Genomic DNA, 20,193 nt, shown 5'->3' with positions numbered 1-20,193 from the left:
TAACTTCCTGACTCTCTAAAAGCTACACCAAATTCATCTCTCCCTGAAAAATCTTCCCGTATTTGCGTTTATCAAATTTGTAGAGCTTAGCGGCGCGGTACGATACTCCCTTCTGCTTTTCATCAAGCTCCTTCAAAAAGCCATAGCTGAGCATCTTTTTGCGAAAATTGCGTTTATCAAGCTTCTTATCCAAAACAGCCTCATAAAGCGACTGCAATTGGGTAAGCGTAAATTTTTCGGGCAATAACTCAAACGCTATCGGCTGATAGTGTAGTCGGCGCTTTATCTTATTGAACCCTGTTTTAAAGATCTCACTATGGTCAAACGCCAGTTTAGGCAATTCGCTTACCGGATGCCAGAATGCTTTTTTGGCATATTGGGTAACCGGTCGTAATTCCTTTTGCCCGTTTATGCGGATCAATGCATAGTAAGCAACCGTAATTACACGGCCCTGGGGGTGGCGGTTCACTTCGCCAAAAGTATGAAACTGCTGCATGTGCAAATCACGTAAACCAGTAAGCTCATACAGGATCCGCTCAGCCGCATCATCAATACTCTCGTCTTGCTCAACAATATAGCCGGGCAGTGCAAGCCAGTCTTTATATGGCTCCTCGTTTCGCTCAATAAGCAAAATTTTAAGCTCGCCGGCTTCAAAGCCGAATATCACGCAGTCAATCGAGAATACGGAATCAAACTTGGGTAACATTAGTTCCAAACTATTAGTGAGATTTAGTTAATAAGTTTAAAGATATAGCCTTAATTCCTAATCCAAAAAAAAATAAATAAAATTTAATGGTGTAATTTACACACAGTATCTTCGTAGCGTAAACTTAAGGAGTGAAAGATGCGTAAAATATCAAAAATAGGGGTTTTAACTTCGGGTGGTGATGCCCCCGGAATGAACCCTTGTATACGTGCTGTTGTGAGGACCGCACTGTATAACGGGCTGGAAGTTGTAGGTATAAGGCAGGGTTATAAAGGCCTTATCGAAAACGACATGTACGAAATGGATAAACGCTCGGTAAGTAACATCCTTAATTTGGGCGGCACCATTTTAAAAACCGCGCGTTGCCTGCCTTTCAAAACTTACGAGGGCATGGAGATAGCATACCAAAACGCCAAAGCCCGTGGTATCGATGCCCTTGTGGTTATTGGCGGTGATGGTACTTTTACCGGTGCTCTGCGTTTTTCACGTAAGTATCCCGACATTGCAGTAATGGGCGTACCGGGTACAATTGATAATGACCTTTGCGGTTCAACCTATACCCTTGGTTTTGATACCGCTACCAATACGGTTATCCAGGCTATCGACAAAATCCGCGATACTGCCGATGCGCATGACCGCCTTTTCTTTATAGAGGTTATGGGCCGCGACTCGGGCGCTATTGCCTTGCGTGCAGGTATCTCATGCGGTGCCGAGGCTATTTTATTACCCGAGCGCGCTACCGCTATTGATGATTTGATCGTAAACCTTAAAGAGGGTCACATGAACAAAAAATCATCAAGCATTGTAATTGTTGCCGAAGGTGATAAAAACGGCGGTGTTTATGACGTGGCAAAGGCTGTACAACAAGAAGTTAAAAATTACGACATAAAAGTTACTATCTTAGGCCACTTGCAACGGGGCGGTGCACCGTCAAGCTTTGACCGTATTTTGGGCAGCAGGCTTGGCTTTGCAGCAGTTAACGCTTTGGTTGCAGGCGAATCACAAAAAATGGTAGGTTTGCAGGCCAATCAGATCATGATGACAGACCTGGAAGCAGCACTTAACCAGCACGAGTTTAAGCTTGAAGAAGACCTTTTACAAATGATGGATATATTATCGATATAGATTATTAATGATTGCAGTTGTTTATAGCGGATCGTACTTTGCACATTGGAGGCTTACTGATAAGGGAAGAACTGTTGCTTCCTTTAAAACCAATGGCATAAACCCCTATTTTAACGACGAGAAGCACATCCTTCAGCTCCTCAACAAAAACATCAATCTTATACACCACGCCGAAGTGATCAGACGCATCTACTTTTTTGGTGCGGGCGCCTCGTCAGATGAACGGAAGAAGATAGTACATAGTGCTTTTTCAACCTTTTTCAAGTTCGGAAAAGTTTCTGTTGAGCATGACATTGCCGGGGCAGCTATAGCCTGCTGTAAAAACGAACCCGGCATTATCAGCATTTGCGGCAGCGGCAGCAATGCCGCCTGGTATGACGGAAAAAGAGTTTGGCCAAACAATTATGGCTTGGGTTATATCCTGGCCGATGAAGGATCGGGCAACTGGCTGGGCAGGCAGCTCATCAAGGAATTCATGAACGATACCCTGCCTCTATCTATCCGCAAAAAGTTTATTCATAAATACGATGCCGACCGCAAAAACCTGCTCGAAAAGGTTTACCGGCAAAAACAACCTGCTTTATTTTTAAGCTCATTTACCGATTTTTATCTCGATAATAAAAACGATCATCATCTGCAAAACGTCATAAAAAAAGGATTTAGCAAGCTAATTTCCACATATTTGTTACCTTTATATCAGCAACACCCGGGTACGTCTGTTCACTTTGCAGGCTCTGTTGCTTTTAATTTTCAGGAACACTTGTATGAAGCTGCCGCCGAAGCTGATCTGCAAATCACTAACATAATTAAAGAACCCATAAATAATTTATTAACCTACTATTCAAGTAAAAATTAAAAAATCATGAAAATAGGAATTAACGGTTTCGGCCGTATTGGCCGCCTGGCATTCAGGGCTGCAATTGAAAGACCAGACATTGAAGTTGTTGGTATTAATGACCTTGTTGAGCCGGATTACATGGCTTACATGTTAAAATACGATTCAACCCATGGTCAGTTCAATGGTACTATTGCTGTTGAAGGCGGTCATTTGGTTGTTAACGGTAAAACCATCCGCGTTACTGCCGAAAAAGACCCTGCTAACCTTAAATGGAATGAAGTAGGTGCTGAGGTTGTAATTGAATCAACCGGTTTGTTCTTAACTCAGGAAACTGCTCAAAAACACATCGACGCCGGTGCTAAAAAAGTAGTAATGAGCGCTCCTGCAAAAGATGATACCCCTACATTTGTAATGGGTGTTAACCACAAAGCGTTGAAAGCCGATCAAAACATCGTTTCAAACGCTTCATGTACTACCAACTGTTTAGCTCCTATCGCTAAAGTATTGGACGATAAATTTGGTATCGAAGAAGGTTTGATGACTACTGTACACGCTGTTACTGCAACTCAAAAAACAGTTGACGGCCCATCTGCAAAAGATTGGAGAGGTGGTCGTGGTGCTTACCAAAACATCATCCCTTCATCAACAGGTGCAGCTAAAGCAGTAGGTTTAGTTTTACCTCAGTTAAAAGGTAAATTAACAGGTATGTCATTCCGCGTACCGGTTGCCGACGTATCTGTAGTTGACTTAACTGTACGTTTGAAAAACGGTGCTTCATACGAAACCATCAAAGCTGCTATGAAAGAAGCTTCTGAAGGCGAATTAAAAGGTATCCTTGGTTACACTGAAGATGAAGTTGTATCTGAAGACTTTAAAGGCGATGTGCGTACTTCAATTTTCGACGCTAAAGCAGGTATTGGCCTGAATGATAACTTCGTAAAAGTTGTTTCATGGTACGATAACGAGTGGGGTTACTCAAACAAACTGATTGACCTTGTTCAGGAAATTGGCAAATTATAATCGCTGATTTTTTTAGATCATATAAAACGCCCTTCGGATAACCGGAGGGCGTTTTTTGTTAGAGAGGGCTTACTACGCCGCATGGATATTCAGAAAATTTATTAATTTGTAGCAGGCACCTACGCTTTAATATCTAACAATACATGAAAACTATTGATTGTGCAGATGTTTGAACTTTACTTTACAACCAATTGCCCCATTAACCCGCAGGTAGCAAAATCGTTTACAACTTGCAAGCCTCTGCAATTATTAACTATTAAAGTAGTCAGTAGTTCGTGCCAGTCCTGCTTTGCTGGTATTCAAAACCCTCTCAAAAGGGAGAGGATTTAGGAGAGGTCTACCTCTTCGTCACCAACTCCCTATAACCAACCAGCTCATCCCAACGGGCCGCGGGAGGACGATAATAGGTAAGTACCTGGTATTCGTTTTCGGTTTCAAAATGGCTGCCCTCAAAAGGGATATCATCAGCTTTGCCTGTTTGGGCATCTACCCAAACGTATTCGTAATCGTACACGCCTTGTTTTAACAGCATATTTACGGTGTACCTACCATTGTCAAGTGGGTGCAGCTTATTGCTATCATCAAGGCGGTAATTGTTAAACTGGCCTACCACATAAGGTGCTCCGTCTTTAGGATTTTTATTGGTTGATAACGTGAAGTATACGTGAGCGTAATCGGCATCGGTGGCCGGCGTGGTACCATCATTATTCAGGATGTAAAACTTGCCGTCATTATCGTACTGAAAAATGTAGTTGGGCTGGTCGCGCACGGGGTCGCCAAGCAGTACCACTACGTTAACGGAGTCTTTGTAAATTTTGGCTACCCTTTGCGAGTTAAGTTTGAGCGTACGCATATCAAACAGCCTGAACTCGTTACGGCCCGGAAAATCATTAATGCTTACATCATTATAAATTAACTGCGAACCACGAATATAAGTTGGCTGCCCATTAAGCACCGCCGTTTCAGTACGGGCGTTTTGCATAATAAAAGTACGCAAAGCATAAGCCGGGTTCTGCACAACAAGGCCCGAATAATCAACCGTAAAATTGATTTTTTGATTAGTTTGCCGGGTAGCATTATTGGCCGAAGCTACCAGATCGGCAGCTATCGAAACACGTTTGCCCAGCACGTACAAGCGGCGGGTAAGCACCATTTTGTTTTGATCGCCATCTTCATAAACCTTCAGCACATAGTTGCCCGATATTTTGGGGGCGATGTTATTGTTGGGCAACGAAATTTCATAATGGGTATATTTTTGCATGGTGCCGGTTGAGTAGCTGTAATTGTACAGCCGGTCGTCGGTAAAGCTTTGCAGGTATTCGGCAGATGAAAGGTTGGATGAGTTCCAGTTGGCATCGCAATGCTCAATGGTATAATAATAGTTACGGCTGCCCCCGCGCAGGTCATCGAAAGTTAGCAGCACCTTTTCATCGGTCCCCAAATTAATAACCGGGAAAGAGCCCTGCTTGGCAGTGTTATAAAACTCAACGCTTTTTATAGTCGGCGAGTAAACGTTGTTGTTGTAGGGGGATTGTTGTGCAAAGCTTTGTTGAGCAAATAAGATAAAGAGCGCAATACTCAAAAAAAATCTCATCAATTTCATTCCTCTTCAATATTTGTTTTATCCTGCAGCCAATTCTGCCTGACATCAAAACTAAACAATGCAATTGATAAAAATAAGAATGGGGCGCCTGTAGCAAATGTAAACTTAGCACCACCATCGTTGGACATATTGTGTGTCTGGTAAAGTAAACCTGTCCACATAAATATAACACCAATAAGCCGTGTAATTACATGCATTCTGTGTGTACCGAAAAACAACAAAAGTTGTCCGATAAAAAAGAACAACGCTGATGCCGCAAGGGTGTCTTTCATTATTATTGGATAGTTGTAATGAAAACTTAAGCCCTTTTGCTATCGGGGCCATGATTTCAATCAACATCATTGGTACCGCGCCGTGACCTGCCCCAACTATAATAAGGCAACTGGATATTATTATAGCAATGACAAGGCTACGGTATTGATTGGTCATTTATTAATTTAGGTTTATAGTCGCTATTACAACGCAATAGCGACTTTCGTGTTCATCAGGGCCCTCTTCGAGAGACCCTGATGGGACGTTAATTGATGGGACGTTAATTCACAATAACAGTTTACTCCACACGCTCATCAAAGCCCTCTCCCTTTCGGGGAGGGTTGGGTGGGGTTTACGATTCCAACTCCAAAATCTGCTCGGCTAGGGCTTCCCACTTGTCCTGCATTTGTTTCAGCTCGGTTTGTTTGGCGCTGTAAGTAGCGTTGGTTTGCTTTAACTTGGCGTTATCGCTGTATATTTTCTCGTCGGTCAGCTGGGTTTCAAACTGCTTTACCTCTTTTTCAAGGTCGGCAATTTGTTGTTCCATTTTAGCCAGGTCCTGATTTAGTTTTTTAAGCTGCTGATGCTTGTTTTCGCCTTGCGGCTGTTTAGCCGGCTCGGGCTTTTTCTCTTCTTTTTTAGGCTGAGGTGCAGGTGCAGCTGCTTTGGGTTCCAGTTTACGTTTGGCATACCATTCGTCAAATTCGGCATAAGTACCCGGATAAATTTTAATCTTTTGATCTTCTATAAACCAGATCTTGTTGGCTACGTTATCAAGGAAATACCTGTCGTGCGATACCACAATGAAAGTACCCTCGTACTGGTCAAGCGCCTGGATCAGGATATTAACCGACTGCATATCCAGGTGGTTGGTAGGCTCATCCAGTACCAGGAAGTTGGCATCGGCGGTAAGTGCCTTAGCTAAAGCCACACGCGATTTTTCACCCCCAGATAATACCTTGATCTTCTTGAACACATCATCGCCGGTAAACAAAAACGAACCTAAAATGGTACGCAACTCGGTATCAGTATGTTTTGGGGCGAATGATTGCAGCTCCTGCAGGATCTGGTTTTCGAGGTGCAGGGACTCCAGCTGGTGCTGTGCAAAAAAAGTAGTAGTTACGTTATGACCGGTAGTTACCGTACCTGTATAATCCTTATCGGCCGATGCGATGATACGCAACAGCGTTGATTTACCTTTACCGTTGGCACCGATGAGGGCAATTTTATCACCTTTTTCAATTACAGCTTCGGCGTGGTCAAGAATATCGATAGCAGGGTATTTTTTGGTGATATCCTCTAAAGTGATCACGTGCCTGCCCGATTGCTTGCTGAAACGGAAAGCGAAGTTAACGGATGGATTATCGTCATCCACATCGTCAATACGCTCCATCCTATCCAGCATTTTGATGCGGGATTGCGCCATTTTAGCTTTAGAAGCCTTAGCACGGAAACGCTCGATCAAACGCTCTTCCTGTTTAATTTTTGATTGCTGGTTTTTAAACTCACCGCGCTGAATTTCTTCGCGCAGGGCCTTTTCTTCGAGATAGAAAGAGTAGTTGCCCGCGTAAACGGTAAGCTTGCCTTTGCGCGATTCAACGGTACGGTTGATCACTTTATCCAGGAACCACCTATCGTGCGACACGATAATGATGGCGCCGGGGAATGATTTCAGGTAGTCTTCCAGCCATTGGATAGATGGTAAGTCAAGGTGGTTGGTAGGCTCATCCAGCAAAAGGATATCGGGTGCCTGCAACAGAATCTTGGCCAGCATAACACGCATCCGCCAACCGCCCGAAAAGGTGCTCAACTTACGCTTGCAATCCTCATCGCTAAAGCCCAAACCGGCTAAAATCTCATGTGCTTTATATTCGATATTGTAACCATCGAGCAATTCAAACTCGTGCTGCTTGTCGCTCAGTTTATTTAAAAGGTCTTCGCTATAATCCGTTTCCAGCTTTTTAAGCAGGTTCTCGATCTCGTCGTGCAGCTGGTTTTGGCGCTCGAAGGCTTCCATGGCCACATGTACGATGTTTTTATCAGATGAATATGAAAGCAGATCCTGGTTAAGGTAACCCATAGTAAGGTCCTTAGCCATTGATACCGTTCCGGAAGTAGGCTTATAGTCGCCTACAATAATTTTTAAAAGGGTAGTTTTACCTGTACCGTTGGCACCAATTAAACCAATTTTTTCACCGGGTTTAATATGCCAGTTGGCTTCATCATAAAGGGCCCGCGCACCAATCTCGAACGTAAGGTTATTTATAGCAATCATTTACGCGCAAAGATACGCTTTTTGTTTTAAGGCGAAAGGTGAAAGGTTAAAGGCGAAAGGTTCTTTAGGAGGAGGTGAAAGCAGAAAGGTAAAAGGCGAAAGGCTTTTAAAATGCGATAAATAGAAAGGCCAAAGATACACCAAGAAGCATGCAAAACTGCAGCTACCTTTTGCCTTTCACCTTTAGCCTTTTACCTTTTATTTGCAAAGCCGCAGCTACCTTTGCCTTTCACCTTTATCCTTTTACCTTCTAAAGAGCCCCAACAGCTTTCAACCATGTTTGGGCCATGAGGGCTTCGCCGGCTACGCTGGGGTGTACGCCATCAAGGTTCCAGTAAGTTGCCGGTGCTGTTTGCTCGGCTTTATCAAATGCCGATTGGTAAGGCACAAATACCGCATCAAACTCTGCAGCAATATCTTTAGCAGCTTTACGGAAGGTATCAAATATAGGGTACCATTTATCATCAACGGCCTTCACTTTTTTTTCGGCGAAGGGCTCGCAGATCACCAGTTTAATATCGGGCAGGGCTTGTTTGGTACGGGTAAGCAACGCCCTGTAATCGGCGATATAAGTATCTATTGTGCCTTTGTAACCACTGGTAAGGGTATGCCAAAAGTCATTCACGCCTATGTGAATACTTAATATGTTTGGTTTAAGGGCAAGACAATCGGTATCCCAGCGCTCGGCAAGCTGATATACTTTATTACCGCTGATACCTTTATTGTAGATTTTTAAACCTTTATCAGCGTGTTTAAGCAGCAATTGTGAAGCAGTTAACAAAGCATAGCCCGAGCCTAAAGCGCTGCTAGTATTGGGTTCGGTTTTGCTATGGTCACGCCCCCAGTCGGTAATGGAGTCGCCCTGAAAAAGCACTACATCGCCCTGGTTAAAGGTTAGCTTTTTTGCAGGTCTTTCGGCAGCTAAAGCCGATGAAACAATTGAAGGTACGCCCATAGCCGCAAGCGTGCCTACAGCGGTGGTTTTTAAAAAATGACGACGGTAGTTTTGTTTGGTATCTTTCATTTGAGGATTATAAGGGTATTTGCCGAAAATACTGATTTGCTATAACTATTAAAATTTTGTCGGGTTTTGTACCAGTATTTGTAAAAGGAATATTACGTACCTCCACAATTGTAGCAACAGTTCTTATTTATCAGCCACAAAATTTATCGGTTTTTCCGGATCAAAGCTAACATACACCCGTTTCCAGGGCTCATCATCCATCAGCCGCCATTTGTGTGCAGTTCCTGTGGTATCCTGGGCTATCAGGATTTCGCCAGGCTTAAGTATAAATTTTTCGCCGGGATAGGTTTCAAATTCCAAGGTACCCATAAGGGTTATTACATACTGATTAGTTGGGGCATTATGATAATCATAAAACGCATGCGGTTCCGATTCCTGAAACCTGATGGCCAATGCTTCATTAAGCGGACCTAATTCAACCATTCCTTTTTCTATATACGAGTGACCGTCATCGCCGGTATACAACCTGTAGGCTTTTATCATATGGGCTAAACTAACATTTAACTGTTAATACCACCTAACCGTTGTGTATTTATTGCAAAACGGTTGCTTTAGCTAATGGTTATGTTCATTTTATTTAGTTTTAAAGATTATTCGTTCGCAATAAAACTTACGCTTCTTTTAACGGTTCAAATAACATTATGCCCGTAGCTGTATCAACCAAACGTTTTCAATTTTTCGCATACCTCGTCAGTTTGCTGATTGTATTATTTATTGGCTTTGTTGCCTCACTGGTAACCCGGCCCGAAATTGCCGGCTGGTATAGCACGCTCAAAAAACCTTCATTTAATCCGCCTCCCTGGCTGTTTGCGCCGGTATGGACTGTAATTTATATTATGATAGCAACCGCCGCTTATCTTGTTTGGAAAAACCGCAGCCGTAAGCCGGTTTACATTATTGCCCGTTCGGTATACTTTATTCAGCTTATTTTAAATTTTTCGTGGTCGATAGTATTCTTTGGCATGCATCAAATAGCCTCAGCTGCGGTTGTAATCATTTTACTGTGGCTTAGTATTATAGTAAATATTAACTGGTTTAATAAATTTAGCCGTACTGCTTCGTGGTTGCTTGTCCCCTATTTATTATGGGTAAGCTTTGCCAGCGTACTTAACATGAGTATTTATTTCCTTAACCGATAGCTCATAAAAAACGCTATTTTTATTGCAGATAATTACAGCACCGAAAAGAGCTTTCTATCAAACCATGAAAAAACTTTTACTTATTTTTTGCCTTATTACAGCAGCACACAGCTTTGCGTTTGCCGATAAAACTGCTATCAACCATTTTGTAATTAAAGAAAACCCCTTTGCGGTTGATGAGGTAGCCGTAGTTGCCACCGATACAGCAGGGGTGATACAGGAAAATGTAAACGGCGTTTTCACCTTTGTAATGAACGGTTTTACCGAAGAACTTAAGTTTGACAAAGGCACGGCTTTTTATCGACACAAGCTTGATCGTTCAACCTTCCTGTACGCCAAACACATGAACGATTCCGGCACACATGCCATACTATACTACATTTACAAGCATGATAGTAAACTAAGTCCGTTCCATATCAGCTGGGTATTACTGATAGCTATCCCGCTGTTACTGGTGTTGCTGGCCTATATGTTTAAGCGGTTCATCATTATTGCGTTAGTGATCTTCTGTGTATTTCTATACTTCAATTATCACAATGGATTAAGCATTCCAACCTTCTTTGAAAGCATTATCGACGGGCTGAAGAATATGTTTTAGAAGGAAGGTAAAAGGTCAAAGGCGAAAGGTTAAAGGTTTTTTAGGGAGAGGTGAAAGCAAAACGAAAAGTAAAAGGTTTAAAACAGATGCAAACGTAAAGCTGCAGCTACCTTTTGCCATTCACCTTTATCCTTTTACCTAAAAATCTTAAAAAGGTAATCCAATACCAAAGTTCAACTGCATAAAGTTGTAATCTTCTCCGTTGGCTGCTTTGTAAGCCTGTTTGAATGAACCTCTGCTAAACAGTTCGCCGGCATGGTTAATCAGCACCCATTGGTTAGCTCCGCTAAATTGAGGGTCTTTAAGCTTAAAGGCGGCATCAAGCCTAAAAACGAAGAAACTTAAATCAAACCTCAACCCTGTACCTATACCTACAGCCGTTGAGCTTAAAAAGTTGTTTAATTTAAACTGACCGTTGGGGTTATCGGGCTCGTTGTGCAAACGCCATACGTTGCCGGCATCGACAAAAAATGCACCTTTAAGTTTTGCACCAAAAAAGTTATTGGCCAACAGGTACCGGTACTCGGCATTGGTGATAAATTTAATCTCGCCAAACTGATCAAGATATTTCAGGCGTGCCCGGTTATTAACATCAGTGCCATAATATGTGCCCCGGTTAAATTGTCCCGGGCCTAATGTGCGCGGCAACCAGGCCCTGATATCATTGGCTCCACCTGCATAAAAATTCTTTTCAAAAATAAGCTGATTGCTATTACCGTAAGGGATGCCTATACCCGGGTTTATGCGGAAAACAAATTGTTTTTCGCCGCCAAAGTTTCGGTAGATGCGCGTATCAAGCTCAACCTTGGTATACTGCGCAAAAGTATATCCAAAAAGCTTGTGTTGTCCAAGAGTATCTTTAGGTGCATTGGTAAGATTACTTACCAGGTTAAGGAAATTTCCGCCAATATCTAAGCTGCTGCGGAAATAGGTGAAATTTTCATATCCATTAAGCTTTATGGCATTAACCTGGTAAGTGTATTGACTACCGGATGTAAAAACCGTACGCCCGATTAAATAAACATAGGAGTACCTGTTTTGAGCAAGCAGCGCCGCCCTTGCAGCCGGATCAATTATACCTCTCGAAAACTCAATGTTAATAGGCGTAATAGTATGTGTTTTATACGGCGTATCAAAAAAGTCGTAAGTAATGGAATTGATAAAACTTTCGCGCTTAACCAAATCTTTTTGGTAAAACAATGAATAGTTTGATGAAAAAGTAGTGTGCGGAACCGCAAATTTACCAAGAAATGGAAATTTGAACGGAAGCAATAGCCGCGGATAGACAAGCTGTGCTCCTACCCTAAACTCCTGGTTTTGGATACTACTGTGATCGTTGCCCACATTGTTGCCGTTATCAAAAAGGATACTCCAGTTAACTTTCAGCTGCAATATAGCGGCCTGTTTAAATAAATTCCTGTCGGTAAAAGTATTGCCCACGTTATAACCAAAACGACCGCCGCTAAAAAGCACCTCACCTTCTACACGGTCACTCATCCGTTTAAGCGGCACGATATCTATCCGGGTATTAAGCCTGTTAGAGCTATCTTTCAGTTTTTCGTAAACGGGGTTGGGCACATTTCTGAAAACATTTAATTCGGATAAGCGCGTGGTGGTGCGTGTTTGCTTATCAATATCGTATATTTCGCCTTTTTTCTGAAAAACATACTCGGTTACTACCCTTGGTTTAAACCTTTTTGAGTAGTCAACAAACCTGAATTGTGAATCAACTTGTATCGTATCAACTTTACCCGGCGTACGCCCCTGGCTGTTTGATATCGTAATTAATGTATTGTTGATAGTATAAACCGGGTGCTGTGTTTTCCCCGCCGGGTTGTCAATGATCATTTTTACATCAACCACACTGTTGTTAAAGGTAGAATCATAGGTAAAATTGATGTACTGCCTGTAAAAGTCGTAGTAGCCATTATGCTTCATCAGCAAATAGAGCTGGTCGCGGTCGTAAGCTAAGCTATCGGTGTCAAACCTGCCACCCGGCTGTATGTGTGATATCCTGTTACGGTTACCACTATACAACGCCTTAATATTATTATCGGCAATACTATCAGTAAATTTGCGGATGCGAAACATAGGGCCTTCATCAGCAGTAAAAATCAATTCAGCCTTTTGCTTTTTTATCACCACACTGTCGGTAACCTTCGCTTTCAGGTAACCACGGCTCCGGATGTATTTTTCCATCTGTACACGAGAGTACTCGATCAGGTTACTATCGACAACAACGGGAGCCTCGCCTATATTTTTCTTCCCCTTATTGCTAAAAGTATAGTACAGCTGCAAATTGAGCCAGTTATTGGGTTGTTGCTCCTTATCCACATAATTTATAGCGGTCTCGGCAAATTGCTCATCAATACCTTTTATAGTAATTTTGCGTACCAGTGCCTGGTCTTTGCGGATGCCACGGGTAATGCTGCAGCCCGAACCGATAATAACCAGTAAAATACTTAATATTGTAAGGCGGTAAACAGCAGGCTTAGTATATGCTTTCAAAATCACAGATCAGTTTATTAAAATCCTTACAACATAAAAAATTCCGTAAAGAGCATGGCTTGTTTTTGGTTGAGGGTTACAAATCAGTTGTTGAATTTGTAAACGCGGCATACCAGGTTGATGCTATATACCATACATCTGAAATTGCTCCAAAAATGATGAATTTATCCCGAAAAATAAATTTTCAGGAAATTTCATTGACCGATCTGGAAAAGATCAGCAGTTTGAAAACCCCGCAAGAGGTAATTGGTTTGATTAAAATACCAAAATGGCCCGAATTAAATTATAACTTACTGAAAAACAAGTTCTCGCTGGTGCTTGACGGGGTGCAGGACCCCGGCAATATGGGCACCATTATCCGCACGGCCGACTGGTTTGGCATTACCGATATTATTTGCTCAGATGATACCGTTGATGTTTATAACCCCAAAGTGGTGCAGGCTACCATGGGCTCATTAGCACGGGTAAATGTGCATTACGGCGATTTAATAACTATCATCCCCGAAATAAAGCTTCCTTTATTTGGCGCTATGCTCGATGGCGAAAATATCTATAGCACTAATTTAGGCCATGAGGGTTTACTGGCTATGGGCAACGAGGGTAATGGCTTACGCCCTGAAATACAGCAGTTAATAGATAAAACAGTAACTATACCCCGGATAGGCTATGCCGAATCATTGAATGTAGCGATAGCTACGGCCATATTATGTTCAGAAATAAAAAGAAATTCGTTCAAATAAATTTGCCCGCTAAAAATAATTACTATCTTTGCAGTCCTTAAAAAAGGGTCGGATGGCCGAGTGGCTAGGCAGAGGTCTGCAAAACCTTTTACAGCGGTTCGAATCCGCTTCCGACCTCAGGGTTAAAAAAATTTAAAATAAAAGACAATGGGCGTTACTCGTTTAAAAAGAAAAGACAGGAGAAATAAAACTTTTTCACGCTTAGAAGTACAGTTCTTGAAACTGGCTACTAACCTTGAATACGGAAGCCGTTCTGCTGAATCAAAACACAGCCAGATAGCTAAAAACAATGCAGCTTTAGATATCGCATTAGGCAAATAATTCTCTCTTTCTTCGGAAGAAAAAAATTTAAAGTCCTGCCGGTTTCCGGCGGGACTTTTTTTGTATTATGATTTTGCAATCTAATTACAACGCGAGTATAGAGACAGGACATTGCATATTTCTAATCATAATGTTCAATTTTTATCATCTGTATAAAACATCCAAAAAGCTTTTTATCTTTAACCCTACTTAACTTATCGCATAATGAAAAAGTACTTATATACTATTATAATTGCCGCTTCTGCACTGACTATCTCATGTCAAAAAGATAAAAACTCCTATAAATCCACACAAACAGGATCAACCAAAATTTCTTATTTTGCCCAGGCTAAAACAATTAATGGAGTAAAATCCTCATTGGAAAGTAAGTTCCTAAAATTGAATGCTACTGTGGACTCATCTGCTATTAGCCCCGCAGTTACGTGGAATTCAGCTACTATTTTTATTGACCAGATTAGCTTTAACGGATCCCTGGGAAATGGCACTGTAGATTCAACAATTACCGTTCAAAAAAAGGTCGATATGCTCTCATCCAATCCTTATGTTGGTGATATTCAACTGCCGGTAGGCTCCTATAAAGACGTTAAATCAAGATTACTGATGAGAAAATCCCAGCATTCGGACCTTACCTTTGAGTTAAACGGAACCTTTACCAATTCCAAAGGCATCCTTACTTCTTTGTATATCGGAAATTCGGATTTATTTAATGTTAACCTTAATGTTAATAATGTAGTTGTCGAAAAAAGCTCAACTTACAACATGGTTTTTAATTTTGAGTTGAACAAGGTATTAGCTGGTATAACCATTCAGCAATTAGAAAATGCTTACAAAGATCCGAACAGGGTAAATGCGGTATACATCAGCAGTTCGGTAAGCATTGATCTATACAATAAGATCAAAAGCAATTGGGAGAACCTGTCCAGCGTTTATATCACAAAAGATGGGAAACAATTATAGATTACAGTTATATAAAAATATTCCAAGCCCGTGTTCTGACGGGCACGCTTCAAATGTAAACTCCGGCAATCCTTAAATTCTAAGAATCATGTTTCAGAATTTTTTTATTGATCCTGCCAATCAACCCCGGCCCTTCATAGATAAAACCGGTATACAATTGTACCAATGAAGCGCCCGCGTTTAGCTTCTCAATGGCTTCCTCCGCAGAGTGAATCCCCCCCACTCCGATGATGGGGAATGATCCGTTAGATTTTTTATGCAGATAAGCAATAACTTCTGTTGAGTGTTGGGTAAGTGGCTTACCACTCAAACCGCCGGTTTCTCCTTTTAATTTCGATGGAGATGAAAGGTTTTCACGGCTGATAGTGGTATTGGTGGCAATTACCCCGGCTATGCCTGTTTGCTGCACAATATCAACAATATCGTCCAGTTGGGAATCAGTTAAATCAGGCGCTATTTTTAGCAGGATAGGTCTGCTGATACCATGTTTACTATTGCGTTGCTGTAATGTGTTCAGGATTTCCATCAGAGGCCCCTTTTCCTGCAGGGCACGCAAGCCCGGGGTATTGGGTGAACTTACGTTTACTACAAAATAATCAACTACATCAAACAGGCGGTCAAAACATTTAATGTAGTCGCTAACAGCATCTTCGTTAGGGGTAACCTTGTTTTTACCGATATTGCCGCCAATGATTAGTTGTTTGTTGATATTTTTCGGATCGCGCCTGAAGGTGGCGATTCGTTCAGCAGCTATATCTACACCAAAATTATTGAAACCCATGCGGTTGATGAGCGCACTATCTGCCGGCAGGCGGAACATGCGTGGCTTTTCGTTACCAGGTTGCGGCAGCGGTGTAACAGTGCCAATCTCAACAAAACCAAAACCGAGGTTAGCCATTTCGCCCATCATTTCGGCGTTTTTATCAAAACCTGCAGCCAGGCCAACCGGGTTCCTGAACTTCAGACCAAAAACCTCGCGTTCAAGCTTCGGATCTTTTACATCCCACATCGCTTTACTTAACGATGCACCACCCGGAAAACGATTAAAGCGCTTCAGGTTGCGGGTAACAAAGTAATGGACTTTTTCCGGATCGAACTTAAACAGGATGGGTTTTATCAACTGATACATGCCGCGAAGTTAGCACATTTTTGTAATGGTGAATAAAAGTATGGTATAACCGGCATCTGTTTCATCTCTGTGATCCTATGCTGTATTGCCTCCCTGCCTAACAAGAGCGAAGTGCATCTAAATCAATTCAGGTTTTCGTCAATCCATTTTTAAACTAACACATTTTAGCGAAGCCATTAAACAGTCTTGAAAAAATAAAACAAAAAATATAGTACTATGTATTGTATAGTACCATGTTTAATATTAACTTTGTTTTAATCGAAAGAAAAACAAGTTGAATATTATTAAAATGGACACTAAACCGCTACTCTATACCGGCATCATTATTCCCATTGTATTTTGGCTTTCAACCATTGTTTGTGGATTTGTGCATGGCAACTACAATCATTTCAGCAATACAATCAGTGAGTTGGGCGCTATCCGCACAAAATCTGAAACGCTGATGGAAACATTTACGCTGCTTAATACAGTGCTCAGTGTGTTTTTTATGGCGGGCCTGTTTATTGCGTGCAGCCAGTTGGGGCTTAATATCCTGCCGGTGTTCGGGGTGATAGGTTTCCCTATCATGTTTGGCTGGGCGGCTATATTTCATGCAGGCAACCCACTGCATTCGGCATCCGGGCCGGTGTTTTTACTGCTTTACGCAGGTGCGCTGCTTTCCGCTATTTTATGGCGGGGAGAGGAGTTCAGACAGATCAGGAAGCTTTCGCTATTAAGCCTGGGTATTATGCTGCTCATCTTTATCCGCTTCATTCCTTCGGCTACCATTCAAAACAATTATACCGGGCTTATTCAAAGATTGGCCCACCTGGGTTGGTCGGTTTGGTTTTTATCGCTCGGCTCCTGCTTTATAAAACTGCTCAATATCAAAGAGCAGCATCAATTAAAATAATCACATTAAAAAAACAACAACATGAAAAAATTATTAGGTTATGTATTGGTTGTCATAGGTTTAATAGCCTTGTTAGATGCCTGCCACATAGGTGGAAGACATACAGTAATCTCTGAAAATGGCAATGGCAGAGAAAGACGGATTGAATACTGGGGGCACGTGTATTTTACCGCTGATAGCACGGGCATCAGCAGGATCTCGCCCAATGGGAAGGTAAAATACAAAAACAATGACTTTGAAATAAGTGCCGAAAGCGATTATAACGGGCGTATTACCTATCAGTTTAATGACGGCGAAAAGAAAAAGGAACTTGATAATAACGAAAAGATTTCATTAGCGAGTGCCGTGCGGGATATGATGAAGATAGGGCATTACGCTAAGTAACTATTATATAGGGTGAGCGTAGTTTATAGTTTACTCACCCCGCCGGTGTTCTTCTCTGCGTTGCAAAGAGGGTAAAAAACACCTCCTCTCTTTATGCTTATTTAGAGAGGAGGTAACGAGCATAGCGGTGCCGGGGGGAGTAACGGCAATTATTTCATCCGCACATATATCTCATTATACCCGTCGGCTATATAAATCTCGTTCAGGTAAAGCGTATCGTGCCTGATGAGGTATGAAACCGCGCGAGTATCAAGCGTAGGCCCGGAGATCAATAATATATCTGCCTTTTCTGTTGGGCTATATTGATAGTTTGGAGTAGTGCGGAAATTGCCGCTGATCTGCAGCACGTCGTTTTGGAACCTTTTGAAACTGCTATCAGCATAAAATTCATTTCGAATATTGTAGCCGCTGCTTTGTGACGTAACGGTAAAGCCGCCAATACCGCCAACTGATTTTACCCAGCGCCATTTTCCAACTATACTGCTGCTGCCCGGGCCGGGAAGGTTGCCTTTATTGCAGGCGGTTATACTACCTAATAAAATTACGGATGCTGCTAACAGGATAATTTTCATAATTGTGGGTTTATAAGATACCTTACGGTACAGCACATGGCTTTGCTACAATAAGTTGTAAAATAATTTAAAGGGAAATGCCTGTTGTATATTCAGCAAAATTCTTTGTATCATTAAACCATGATTATTGTAATACAGTGTAAAGACAAAGTGGGCCTTGTGGCGGCCATATCTGCAACATTAGCCAAACACCTGCTCAATATAGTTTCCATGCGTGAGCATGTTGATCATAACGAAAATGTTTTTTTTACGCGCCTGGAAGTTGAACAAGGCGACGACGCCGGCCTCGAAGATTCATTACGTAAGATACTGCCCGAAGGGGCTTATATTTCAGTAAATCCTGAGCCCGTGAAGAAAGTGGTTGTACTGGCTACCAAAGAGTATCATTGCCTGAGCGATATCCTGGTGCGTAACCACTTTAATACCCTGGGCGCAAGTGTGCAATGCGTTATTGGTAATCACGCCAAGCTGCAAAACATATGCGAGCGATTTGACATTCCTTTTTATCATATCAGCCATGAACAGGTAAGCAAGGCTGAATTTGAACAACAGGTGATCGGTGCCATTAAACAATATACTCCTGATTACGTGGTATTGGCTAAATTTATGCGGATCCTGTCGCCCTTGTTTGTGGCTGAATTTCCGATGAAGATCATTAATATCCATCACTCGTTTTTACCCGCGTTTATAGGTGCCAATCCCTATAAACAGGCGTTTGAACGGGGTGTGAAACTCATAGGGGCAACAGCGCACTACGTATCAAATGAATTGGATGAAGGGCCGATCATTGCCCAGCAAATTGTTCCAGTAAATCACTCATATAGCTGGACAGACATGGTAAAAGCCGGCCAGGAAGTGGAAACCGCCGTATTAGCCAAAGCATTGAAGCTTGTTTTTGAAGACCGGGTATTTGTTTACAAGAACAAAACGGTAGTGTTTGAGTAAACACACCAACCAATATTCGGGATAGTAGCGATACCGCCAATGCGAAGCTAAGCTTGTTCCCGGCCTCCTTGCATGTTTCTCTAAATTCTGAATAGAATTACTCCTGGCTTACAAAATTTTGAACCCTCGTAAGTTTTCGCAGGTTAAATACTCTTCAGTGTATAACTTATGTTATAACGTAATATTTACTTTTAACTTTGTTCAAGTGCTGTTGGCGTCTTATCTAAATACTACTATGAAAAAACTACTTTCTTTGTTATTTATGGCTATACTTTCTGTTTCAGCAAGTTATGGCCAACATCAGCTTACTATTGCTACGTATAATTTGCGCAATGATAATGCCACAAACGATGATTCCGTACGAGGTAATGGCTGGAAACAACGCCTGCCGGTTATAACACAGCTCATCCGCTTTCATGACTGGGATATTTTTGGCACCCAGGAAGGCTTGGTACACCAGCTTAATGGTTTAAAACAGGCCATGCCCCAGTACGCTTATACCGGCATAGGCCGTGATGATGGTAAAACTGCCGGCGAGTTCTCGGCCATTTTTTACAAAAAGGATAAATTTAAACTGTTGAAACATGGCGATTTCTGGATGGCGCCGATCACCAACAAGCCCAACAAAGGCTGGGATGCCGCACTTCCAAGAATCTGCTCATGGGGATATTTCCAGGAGATAAAAACCGGGTACAAGTTTTACTATTTTAACCTGCATATGGACCATATAGGTGTTGTTGCCCGCCGTGAGAGCGCAAAACTGGTATTGAAAAAAGTGAAAGAGTTAGGCGGCAACTCGCCGGCTATTTTATCGGGCGATTTTAATGTTGATCAAACGTCTGACAGCTACGCGGTAATCAATAACTCGGGGACGTTGAAGGATAGCTATGAGCTATCGCCCATAAAATATGCTACCAATGGTACTTTTAATGACTTCGATGCTAATGGTAAAACCAGCGGCCGTATCGATCATATTTTTGTAACCAAAGATTTTACGGTAAAGAGATACGGGATCTTAACGGATACCTACAGGGCAAAGGCTAAAGGATCGGATAAATATGAGGCTAAGGAGCCCAGCGACCACTTCCCGGTAATGATAATGGTGGATCATAAATGACCCACCATACCAGAGATTTAGTTGATTGATTAAACTAAAGATTTTTAT

Annotated in this window: 21 protein-coding genes and 1 tRNA gene; 13 read left to right on the top strand and 9 right to left on the bottom strand. The window is 42.0% G+C overall.

The genetic code is table 11. The annotated features are described in order from the left end of the window. Positions 1–22: 22 nt before the first annotated feature. Complete coding sequence (locus tag ACEN82_RS04085; RefSeq protein WP_371328320.1) at positions 23–715, bottom strand: NUDIX hydrolase; 693 nt, start codon at positions 713–715, stop codon at positions 23–25. A gap of 129 nt (positions 716–844) precedes the next feature. Here ACEN82_RS04085 and pfkA point away from each other — a divergent pair, with 129 nt between their 5' ends. The 3 genes from pfkA to gap are packed head-to-tail and all read left to right on the top strand — an operon-like array spanning position 845 to position 3,689. Then, positions 845–1,831: a 6-phosphofructokinase gene (gene pfkA, locus ACEN82_RS04080; protein ID WP_413317864.1), complete on the top strand. Its 987-nt coding sequence runs from the start codon at positions 845–847 to the stop codon at positions 1,829–1,831. 7 nt (positions 1,832–1,838) lie between these two features. Then, positions 1,839–2,687: a hypothetical protein gene (locus tag ACEN82_RS04075; RefSeq protein ID WP_413317862.1), complete on the top strand. Its 849-nt coding sequence runs from the start codon at positions 1,839–1,841 to the stop codon at positions 2,685–2,687. 6 nt (positions 2,688–2,693) lie between these two features. Then, entirely contained in the window at positions 2,694–3,689 is a 996-nt protein-coding gene (gap, locus tag ACEN82_RS04070; protein ID WP_090527744.1) for a type I glyceraldehyde-3-phosphate dehydrogenase, read from the top strand. A 337-nt stretch (positions 3,690–4,026) separates the two neighbouring features. Here the strand turns inward: gap and ACEN82_RS04065 are convergent, their stop codons facing one another. The 5 genes from ACEN82_RS04065 to ACEN82_RS04045 all read right to left on the bottom strand — a co-directional run bounded on the left by ACEN82_RS04065 (position 4,027) and on the right by ACEN82_RS04045 (position 9,326). Beyond that, the gene (locus ACEN82_RS04065) at positions 4,027–5,283 is read right to left on the bottom strand and encodes a type IX secretion system plug protein (protein WP_413317860.1); all 1,257 of its coding nucleotides are present in this window, start codon (positions 5,281–5,283) and stop codon (positions 4,027–4,029) included. Positions 5,284–5,288: 5 nt separating this feature from the next. Further along, positions 5,289–5,564, bottom strand: coding sequence for a hypothetical protein (locus ACEN82_RS04060; protein ID WP_413317858.1), 276 nt, complete (start codon positions 5,562–5,564; stop codon positions 5,289–5,291). Between the two features lie 332 nt (positions 5,565–5,896). Next, complete coding sequence (gene abc-f, locus ACEN82_RS04055) at positions 5,897–7,819, bottom strand: ribosomal protection-like ABC-F family protein (RefSeq protein WP_413317856.1); 1,923 nt, start codon at positions 7,817–7,819, stop codon at positions 5,897–5,899. Between the two features lie 250 nt (positions 7,820–8,069). After that, positions 8,070–8,843 carry an SGNH/GDSL hydrolase family protein gene (locus ACEN82_RS04050; protein WP_413317854.1) on the bottom strand — a complete coding sequence of 258 codons (774 nt, stop codon included), beginning with the start codon at positions 8,841–8,843 and terminating at the stop codon, positions 8,070–8,072. A 123-nt stretch (positions 8,844–8,966) separates the two neighbouring features. Further along, complete coding sequence (locus tag ACEN82_RS04045) at positions 8,967–9,326, bottom strand: cupin domain-containing protein (RefSeq protein ID WP_413317852.1); 360 nt, start codon at positions 9,324–9,326, stop codon at positions 8,967–8,969. A gap of 158 nt (positions 9,327–9,484) precedes the next feature. On the opposite strand from ACEN82_RS04045, the gene ACEN82_RS04040 reads away from it, so the two are divergent. Beyond that, positions 9,485–9,982, top strand: coding sequence for a TspO/MBR family protein (locus ACEN82_RS04040; protein ID WP_413317850.1), 498 nt, complete (start codon positions 9,485–9,487; stop codon positions 9,980–9,982). Between the two features lie 64 nt (positions 9,983–10,046). Further along, positions 10,047–10,580 carry a hypothetical protein gene (locus tag ACEN82_RS04035; RefSeq protein WP_413317848.1) on the top strand — a complete coding sequence of 178 codons (534 nt, stop codon included), beginning with the start codon at positions 10,047–10,049 and terminating at the stop codon, positions 10,578–10,580. Between the two features lie 147 nt (positions 10,581–10,727). Here the strand turns inward: ACEN82_RS04035 and tamL are convergent, their stop codons facing one another. Beyond that, positions 10,728–13,088: a translocation and assembly module lipoprotein TamL gene (gene tamL, locus ACEN82_RS04030; RefSeq protein WP_413317846.1), complete on the bottom strand. Its 2,361-nt coding sequence runs from the start codon at positions 13,086–13,088 to the stop codon at positions 10,728–10,730. On the opposite strand from tamL, the gene ACEN82_RS04025 reads away from it, so the two are divergent. The 4 genes from ACEN82_RS04025 to ACEN82_RS04010 all read left to right on the top strand — a co-directional run bounded on the left by ACEN82_RS04025 (position 13,079) and on the right by ACEN82_RS04010 (position 15,106). After that, entirely contained in the window at positions 13,079–13,828 is a 750-nt protein-coding gene (locus ACEN82_RS04025; RefSeq protein ID WP_413317844.1) for a TrmH family RNA methyltransferase, read from the top strand. The two genes, tamL and ACEN82_RS04025, sit on opposite strands and share 10 nt — an antisense overlap. A gap of 46 nt (positions 13,829–13,874) precedes the next feature. Further along, positions 13,875–13,945 (top strand) — tRNA-Cys (locus ACEN82_RS04020). Positions 13,946–13,975: 30 nt separating this feature from the next. Then, positions 13,976–14,149: a spore protein gene (locus ACEN82_RS04015; RefSeq protein ID WP_090527770.1), complete on the top strand. Its 174-nt coding sequence runs from the start codon at positions 13,976–13,978 to the stop codon at positions 14,147–14,149. A 204-nt stretch (positions 14,150–14,353) separates the two neighbouring features. Continuing rightward, positions 14,354–15,106 (top strand): hypothetical protein, encoded by a 753-nt coding sequence (locus tag ACEN82_RS04010; RefSeq protein WP_413317841.1) that lies wholly within the window; start codon positions 14,354–14,356, stop codon positions 15,104–15,106. Between the two features lie 79 nt (positions 15,107–15,185). Here the strand turns inward: ACEN82_RS04010 and ACEN82_RS04005 are convergent, their stop codons facing one another. Then, positions 15,186–16,235 carry a quinone-dependent dihydroorotate dehydrogenase gene (locus ACEN82_RS04005; RefSeq protein ID WP_413317839.1) on the bottom strand — a complete coding sequence of 350 codons (1,050 nt, stop codon included), beginning with the start codon at positions 16,233–16,235 and terminating at the stop codon, positions 15,186–15,188. A gap of 289 nt (positions 16,236–16,524) precedes the next feature. Between ACEN82_RS04005 and ACEN82_RS04000 the strand changes: the two genes are divergently transcribed. Then, complete coding sequence (locus ACEN82_RS04000; RefSeq protein WP_413317837.1) at positions 16,525–17,127, top strand: DUF998 domain-containing protein; 603 nt, start codon at positions 16,525–16,527, stop codon at positions 17,125–17,127. Between the two features lie 21 nt (positions 17,128–17,148). Then, on the top strand, positions 17,149–17,511 hold the full coding sequence (locus tag ACEN82_RS03995) for a hypothetical protein (RefSeq protein ID WP_188833909.1): 363 nt from the start codon (positions 17,149–17,151) through the stop codon (positions 17,509–17,511). Between the two features lie 149 nt (positions 17,512–17,660). Here the strand turns inward: ACEN82_RS03995 and ACEN82_RS03990 are convergent, their stop codons facing one another. After that, positions 17,661–18,083: a hypothetical protein gene (locus ACEN82_RS03990; protein WP_413317835.1), complete on the bottom strand. Its 423-nt coding sequence runs from the start codon at positions 18,081–18,083 to the stop codon at positions 17,661–17,663. A 120-nt stretch (positions 18,084–18,203) separates the two neighbouring features. On the opposite strand from ACEN82_RS03990, the gene purU reads away from it, so the two are divergent. Further along, entirely contained in the window at positions 18,204–19,028 is an 825-nt protein-coding gene (purU, locus tag ACEN82_RS03985) for a formyltetrahydrofolate deformylase (RefSeq protein ID WP_413317833.1), read from the top strand. 235 nt (positions 19,029–19,263) lie between these two features. Further along, on the top strand, positions 19,264–20,145 hold the full coding sequence (locus ACEN82_RS03980; protein WP_413317831.1) for an endonuclease/exonuclease/phosphatase family protein: 882 nt from the start codon (positions 19,264–19,266) through the stop codon (positions 20,143–20,145). The last annotated feature ends 48 nt before the right edge of the window (positions 20,146–20,193 follow it).

Source organism: Mucilaginibacter sp. Mucisp73, assembly GCF_059491465.1.
The sequence above is the reverse complement of the archived record's forward strand: the minus strand, read 5'-3'. Positions and strand labels throughout refer to the sequence as shown.

Coding starts and splice junctions, on each gene's coding strand:
- pfkA (WP_413317864.1), top strand. CDS start 845: ATGCGTAAAATATCAAAAATAGGGGTTTTAACTTCGGGTGGTGATGCC.
- ACEN82_RS04075 (WP_413317862.1), top strand. CDS start 1,839: ATGATTGCAGTTGTTTATAGCGGATCGTACTTTGCACATTGGAGGCTT.
- gap (WP_090527744.1), top strand. CDS start 2,694: ATGAAAATAGGAATTAACGGTTTCGGCCGTATTGGCCGCCTGGCATTC.
- ACEN82_RS04065 (WP_413317860.1), bottom strand. CDS start 5,283: ATGAGATTTTTTTTGAGTATTGCGCTCTTTATCTTATTTGCTCAACAA.
- ACEN82_RS04060 (WP_413317858.1), bottom strand. CDS start 5,564: ATGAAAGACACCCTTGCGGCATCAGCGTTGTTCTTTTTTATCGGACAA.
- abc-f (WP_413317856.1), bottom strand. CDS start 7,819: ATGATTGCTATAAATAACCTTACGTTCGAGATTGGTGCGCGGGCCCTT.
- ACEN82_RS04050 (WP_413317854.1), bottom strand. CDS start 8,843: ATGAAAGATACCAAACAAAACTACCGTCGTCATTTTTTAAAAACCACC.
- ACEN82_RS04045 (WP_413317852.1), bottom strand. CDS start 9,326: ATGATAAAAGCCTACAGGTTGTATACCGGCGATGACGGTCACTCGTAT.
- ACEN82_RS04040 (WP_413317850.1), top strand. CDS start 9,485: ATGCCCGTAGCTGTATCAACCAAACGTTTTCAATTTTTCGCATACCTC.
- ACEN82_RS04035 (WP_413317848.1), top strand. CDS start 10,047: ATGAAAAAACTTTTACTTATTTTTTGCCTTATTACAGCAGCACACAGC.
- ACEN82_RS04025 (WP_413317844.1), top strand. CDS start 13,079: ATGCTTTCAAAATCACAGATCAGTTTATTAAAATCCTTACAACATAAA.
- ACEN82_RS04015 (WP_090527770.1), top strand. CDS start 13,976: ATGGGCGTTACTCGTTTAAAAAGAAAAGACAGGAGAAATAAAACTTTT.
- ACEN82_RS04010 (WP_413317841.1), top strand. CDS start 14,354: ATGAAAAAGTACTTATATACTATTATAATTGCCGCTTCTGCACTGACT.
- ACEN82_RS04005 (WP_413317839.1), bottom strand. CDS start 16,235: ATGTATCAGTTGATAAAACCCATCCTGTTTAAGTTCGATCCGGAAAAA.
- ACEN82_RS04000 (WP_413317837.1), top strand. CDS start 16,525: ATGGACACTAAACCGCTACTCTATACCGGCATCATTATTCCCATTGTA.
- ACEN82_RS03995 (WP_188833909.1), top strand. CDS start 17,149: ATGAAAAAATTATTAGGTTATGTATTGGTTGTCATAGGTTTAATAGCC.
- ACEN82_RS03990 (WP_413317835.1), bottom strand. CDS start 18,083: ATGAAAATTATCCTGTTAGCAGCATCCGTAATTTTATTAGGTAGTATA.
- purU (WP_413317833.1), top strand. CDS start 18,204: ATGATTATTGTAATACAGTGTAAAGACAAAGTGGGCCTTGTGGCGGCC.
- ACEN82_RS03980 (WP_413317831.1), top strand. CDS start 19,264: ATGAAAAAACTACTTTCTTTGTTATTTATGGCTATACTTTCTGTTTCA.